The sequence below is a fragment of the Microcystis sp. LEGE 08355 genome, assembly GCF_015207185.1.
GTDB classification, from domain to species: domain Bacteria; phylum Cyanobacteriota; class Cyanobacteriia; order Cyanobacteriales; family Microcystaceae; genus Microcystis; species Microcystis panniformis.
In genome coordinates, this window is the sequence record NZ_JADEXI010000348.1 from 1 (window position 1) to 5,045 (window position 5,045).

4 protein-coding genes are annotated in these 5,045 nt (G+C 42.4%); 2 read left to right on the plus strand and 2 right to left on the minus strand.

Translation table 11 applies throughout. From position 1 onward, the window contains the following. The first annotated feature begins 254 nt into the window (after positions 1-254). Together purC and coaE are read left to right on the plus strand one after the other, a co-directional pair. A complete protein-coding gene (gene purC / locus IQ242_RS16530; RefSeq protein ID WP_305070283.1) occupies positions 255-980 on the plus strand; it encodes a phosphoribosylaminoimidazolesuccinocarboxamide synthase in 726 nt (241 codons plus the stop codon). Between the two features lie 61 nt (positions 981-1,041). Continuing rightward, positions 1,042-1,641 carry a dephospho-CoA kinase gene (gene coaE / locus IQ242_RS16535; RefSeq protein WP_193960716.1) on the plus strand — a complete coding sequence of 200 codons (600 nt, stop codon included), beginning with the start codon at positions 1,042-1,044 and terminating at the stop codon, positions 1,639-1,641. Between the two features lie 93 nt (positions 1,642-1,734). Here coaE and IQ242_RS16540 read toward each other — a convergent pair whose 3' ends face one another. Both IQ242_RS16540 and IQ242_RS16545 read right to left on the minus strand, forming a co-directional pair. Further along, complete coding sequence (locus IQ242_RS16540) at positions 1,735-2,565, minus strand: energy-coupling factor transporter transmembrane protein EcfT (protein WP_193960717.1); 831 nt, start codon at positions 2,563-2,565, stop codon at positions 1,735-1,737. A 213-nt stretch (positions 2,566-2,778) separates the two neighbouring features. Beyond that, a complete protein-coding gene (locus tag IQ242_RS16545) occupies positions 2,779-4,947 on the minus strand; it encodes a transglycosylase SLT domain-containing protein (protein ID WP_193960718.1) in 2,169 nt (722 codons plus the stop codon). Positions 4,948-5,045: the final 98 nt, after the last annotated feature.

A 5,045-nucleotide genomic window follows, 5' to 3' on the forward strand; every position in this document is an offset into this window, starting at 1 on the left:
TTGCGGTGTCAGTCTGTAGAGCGACCATAAGACCAGAACAGAGTAAATCTGTTAAGGCAGGTGCGGAACCCCGCAAGGGAAAGAAGCAGAAACCCAAATCGTGAGGTTTGGGAATCGCCGTCCGTTTTACGGCGGCGAGGATGTCAACTACCCAATGATAGAGACTTTTTGCCTGGGTTGATCGCCAAAATTTACTGCCGCCACTATCTGATTAACCATCGATTTTCGTTTATCAATTGCCGAGGATGATAACTATGGAAAAACTCTATGAAGGTAAGGCCAAAATTCTCTATCAAACCGATGATCCCGATATTCTCCTCACTTATTACAAAGACGATGCCACTGCTTTTAATGCCCAAAAACGCGGGCAAATTGTCGGTAAAGGGGAAATTAACTGTACTGTCTCCACTGCTCTATTTCAATGGTTAGAATCCCTAGGAATACCTACCCATTATATCGATCGCCCTAGTTCTAGGGAAATGCGCGTCAAGGCGATTAAAATTATTCCTTTGGAGGTAGTAGTCAGAAATATCGCCGCCGGGAGTTTGTGCAAGCAAACGGGATTAGAGGAGGGGAAAGTATTACCTTTTCCTCTTGTAGAATTTTACCTCAAGGATGATGCTTTGGGCGATCCTTTGTTAACAACCGATCGCATAAAAGTGATCGATATTGCCAGCGAGGAGCAAGTCAATCAGTTACGAGATTTAGCCCTGAAAATCAATCAATATCTACAGGAATTTTTTGATAAGTGCCAGATTATTCTCGTCGATTTCAAGTTAGAATTTGGAGTTGATAAAACCGGCAAAATTTATCTAGGTGATGAAATTAGCCCCGATACCTGTCGTCTCTGGGATAAAACCCAAGAGGATGCTCAAGCGCGCATTCTCGATAAGGATCGTTTTCGTCGCGATTTAGGAGATGTGGAAACTGCCTATCAACAAGTACAAGCAAGAGTTTTACGACAGATAGAGAGTTTATAACTTTAGGGTGTGTTAGCGAGCGCGTAACGCACCTTAATTGAGATTAGCAATTTAATAATTTATGTCGAGAAGAATTATCGGGTTAACAGGGGGAATAGCTTGTGGTAAATCCACGGTTTCTCATTATTTGGAAAATATCTACAAAATTCCCGTCCTTGATGCGGATATTTATGCCCGGGAAGCAGTGGAAAAAGGTTCGGAAATTTTAGAGAGAATTTTTGCGCGTTATGGCAGAAAAGTTAAAACTGAGGATAATTCCCTTAATCGCCAACAGTTAGGAGAGATTATTTTTAATAATCCCCAGGAAAAAATCTGGTTAGAAAGTCAGATTCATCCCTACGTTAGAGAATGTTTCAAGCGGTATTTAGAGGAGTTAGAAGCCCCAATAGTTGTTTTTTCTATTCCTTTATTATTTGAGGCAAAATTAACCTATTTAGTCACAGAGATTTGGGTGGTTTCTTGCAGTTGCGAGCAACAAATTCAACGCTTAACGACTAGAAATAACTTAAGCAGAGAACAAGCGATCGCTCGGATTAATAATCAAATACCTTTAGCCGAAAAAATTGCCTTAGCTGATATTGTTTTGGACAATTCTGGGGATTTAGAAGCTTTATATACCCAGATCGATCGAGCTATAAGTAGCTGGTTAGAATTAAATTGAAGATAGATTTTGGGTTCGATCCCCCCTGCCCCCCTTGATAAGGGGGGAAACTGATAGTTTTTAACACCTAACTACTTACAATAGGGATTAATTTTAAAACAACCAGGCAAATTTTCCCACCCCGAATTTTACATAGAGAATAATTGCCAAAACCAATAAAAATAGAAAGCCAATAATTAATAAATAGTCTTTATTGGTTAAGATTGATTCCTGTAAAAATGTGCGATCGGGATCACCAGAGAAAGCTTTAGCTTGTAAAACTACTTCTAATTTTTGCGATTTAGCCATAGCATTTAAAATTAAAGGTACAGCGATGGAAGCATAAATTTTTCCTTTTTGCAGCCAACCCATTTTTTCTATTGCTAATCCTCGTAATCTTTGAGCAGAAATAATCGATCGAGATTCTTCTACTAAGAGAGGAAATAAACGCAGGGTAGAGGAAAAAATAAAGACTATTTTGTAGGGAATTCTGGCTTTAGTTAAACTCACCATCATCTGATTTATATCGGTGGTAAAAATAGCGAGGGGAATAATTAAAACCATCGTGAGAGTTTTAAAGATCACATTTAAACCGTAGAGGGTTCCCTCCACAGTCATTTGAGCAGAACCGACAGTTAATAAGGGAGTTAATTCAGTTTTTCCCGTTAAAGCTTTTACCTGTTCCACATTAAAAAATCCCATGGTAATTAATAAGAATAGATAAAAAGGAGCCATGAATTTTAAAATAGTGAAGAGATAGGACCATTTTACCCCCGTCCAGAGGCAAGCTAAAGCGACAATAAGAGTTAGAAAACCGCCAGCGAGGGGACTTTCCCAAGTAAAAGCGATGAGAGTAACCACGATCATCATGGTTAATTTTGTCCGAAAATCTAGGCGAGTAAAAGGAGAATCTCGATCAACGGTTTGCCAGTTAAATGATTGCATAATCAAGAAAAAAGTTAGTAAGTAGCTAGGTGTTAAAAACTGTCAGATGCCCCCCTTATTAAGGGGGATCCCCCCGCCTATCGGCACCCCCCTTATCAAGGGGGGCAGGGGGGATCGGCACACCCCTTATCAAGGGGGGATTAAGGGGGGATATATCTTCAATTTAATTATAACTTTAAGGGAATGAGTTAATTACCCATCCCCATCAATTCCCTAGGAAGGGTTAGTAATTCTCTTCATTTGCTCTTGAATTTCGGGGTTATAAATCTGGAGATAATTCCAATAATTACCAAACACCGATTCTATATAACCCTTAGTTTCTCTAAAGGGAATATTCTCGACAAATTCATCGTGATCGCTAAAATCGAAACGCTGTTTCCATTTGGAAACTGCCCCAGGTCCAGCGTTATAACTAGCCACGGCAAAAAGTGAATTTCCAGCGAATTTGCCATGGGTATAATCGAGATACCATGTCCCCATCATAATGTTATCTTCGGGATTAGTTAAAGAATAACTTTTATTGCCAGTATTACCCGCGATATATTTACCCGTATTGGGCATAATTTGCATTAATCCCACTGCCCCCACAGGAGAACGAATTTCTTTTTCAAAGCGGGATTCTTGCCGGATTAAAGCCGTCACTAGCAGGGGATTTAATTGTCTATCTTTTGACCATTCCAGGATAGTATCGTAGTAGGGGAAAGGGAATAAAGCGTGCCAGTATTTATCATTTTGTCGCAGGGCTTTCCATGCTTCCCTTTCCTCCGGGGTATCTCTTTCTCGCAAGCGCCAAATCAGGTTAATTCCTTCTAAATTTTGATTGCGAGAGAGTTTATAGACACCGAGGTTAAATTGTTCGTCAACGGTTAAATTCCAGGGATCGACAATTTCTGCTTGCCAGAGATTCCAAGCGTCCGTATCTTCACCAATTCGATATAATTCCTTGAAAGCTTCCGAACCGGCGGGAGGATCGTTACGAGTGGCGGGTTTGACGGTGGTAGGATTATAGGAGCGGACAGTGGTAAAATCCCCCACATCCCAACCTAATAAAACCGCCGAGCGCCAAGCATAATAGGAATGGGGATGACGAGAAATAGTGTAGGTAAAAGCTTGTTTTGCTTCTTGGTTTTTGCCGAGTTTTTGCGCCCATTTTCCCACCCAAAACGCCGCTTTCGGGGCAATTTGACTATCGGGATTATTAACCGCAATTGGCTGCGCCCACTGCCACGCCTTGGCGTAATCACCGGATTTAGCGGCTCTTTGGGCCATTAACCAGCGATAATCGGCGGCTTCGTCGGATTTTGGGTATTTATTTAATAAAGTCTGCCATGTTTGACTAGCGGCCTGGGCATTAGTTGAGTTGAGTAATTTGGCTTTCGCTTCCAAAGCTTCCGGAGCGCGATCGGGAAATTGCTTGACAATGCGATCGAGATATGCTTTAGCATCGCGGTTAGGAGAAATTTGGGCGAGTCGCAGTAATCCTAAACCGGTTTCTGGAGCTTGGGGATAGGTTTTAATTAATTTTTGGTAAGCGCTGCGAGCTTCTGGCAGTTTTTTGGCAATTTGTAGCCCGCGGGCGTAACGATAGGCTTGTTCGGGGCTAGGAGCGGCTTTAGCGTAGGCTTTATAGGCTTTTTCGTACAATCCCGACTGCCAATAACCCGCCCCAATCATTGCCCAATCCGCCGGAGTTAACTGATTGGCGTAGTCTTTCACCAAACGATCGCGGGCTTGATTGAGGGTAGGATCAAAAGGATTAGCCTTGGCTAACTGTAACCATAAGGGAAATTGATCGGGATTTTCTTGAAGACGTTGGCGAATTAAAGCCAAAGTACGCGGGTGTCGGGGGTATTCCTTGAGCAATTTTTCATGATAACTGGGGTCGTATTTGCCCAAAGAGTAGTAAGCTTCCGCCACTACGGGCGATTGGGGATAGGTTTCCAGTAATTTTTGCCAAATTTCTTGCGCTTTTTCACTATCGTTGGTTAATTCGTGGGCGCGTCCCTGTTTGAGGAGAATCTGGGGAGCGAGGACAGGATATTGTTTTTCTAAGCCTTCTAATTGTTTTAAAGCCGGACCCCCTTCATATTTTCTCAATAAATCCATAGCCAAGAGATAGCGGGCGCGACTACGATCTAAAGAGGGCGCGTCGGCATCAGCAAGATCTTTTAACTTGACATCTCGCTCGGTTTGTGGTAGAGAAACGCTATCAACCACGGCAGAGGGTTGGTTAGTATCTTGACTAGGAAGGGAAGCACTATTGCGATCGAGCCAAGCGAGAATTTTCGGGTGAAAGAGAAAGAGACTGGTGAGAGTAAAAAGCGCAACCCCAGAACCTAGTCCAAGAATGAGCGGGGTGTGAGGGGGGAATTTCTTAAACATTACCTTATTAAAGACAGCAACTCAACATACATTATCAATGATCGTGGTGACAGGTTGTTTGTTTCAATCAGGTTGGGGAAGTGGGGTGTGGGGTGTGG

Bases quoted from the DNA above. Each gene is read 5' to 3' on its own strand.
- purC (WP_305070283.1), top strand. From the start codon at position 255: ATGGAAAAACTCTATGAAGGTAAGGCCAAAATTCTCTATCAAACCGAT.
- coaE (WP_193960716.1), top strand. From the start codon at position 1,042: ATGTCGAGAAGAATTATCGGGTTAACAGGGGGAATAGCTTGTGGTAAA.
- IQ242_RS16540 (WP_193960717.1), bottom strand. From the start codon at position 2,565: ATGCAATCATTTAACTGGCAAACCGTTGATCGAGATTCTCCTTTTACT.
- IQ242_RS16545 (WP_193960718.1), bottom strand. From the start codon at position 4,947: ATGTTTAAGAAATTCCCCCCTCACACCCCGCTCATTCTTGGACTAGGT.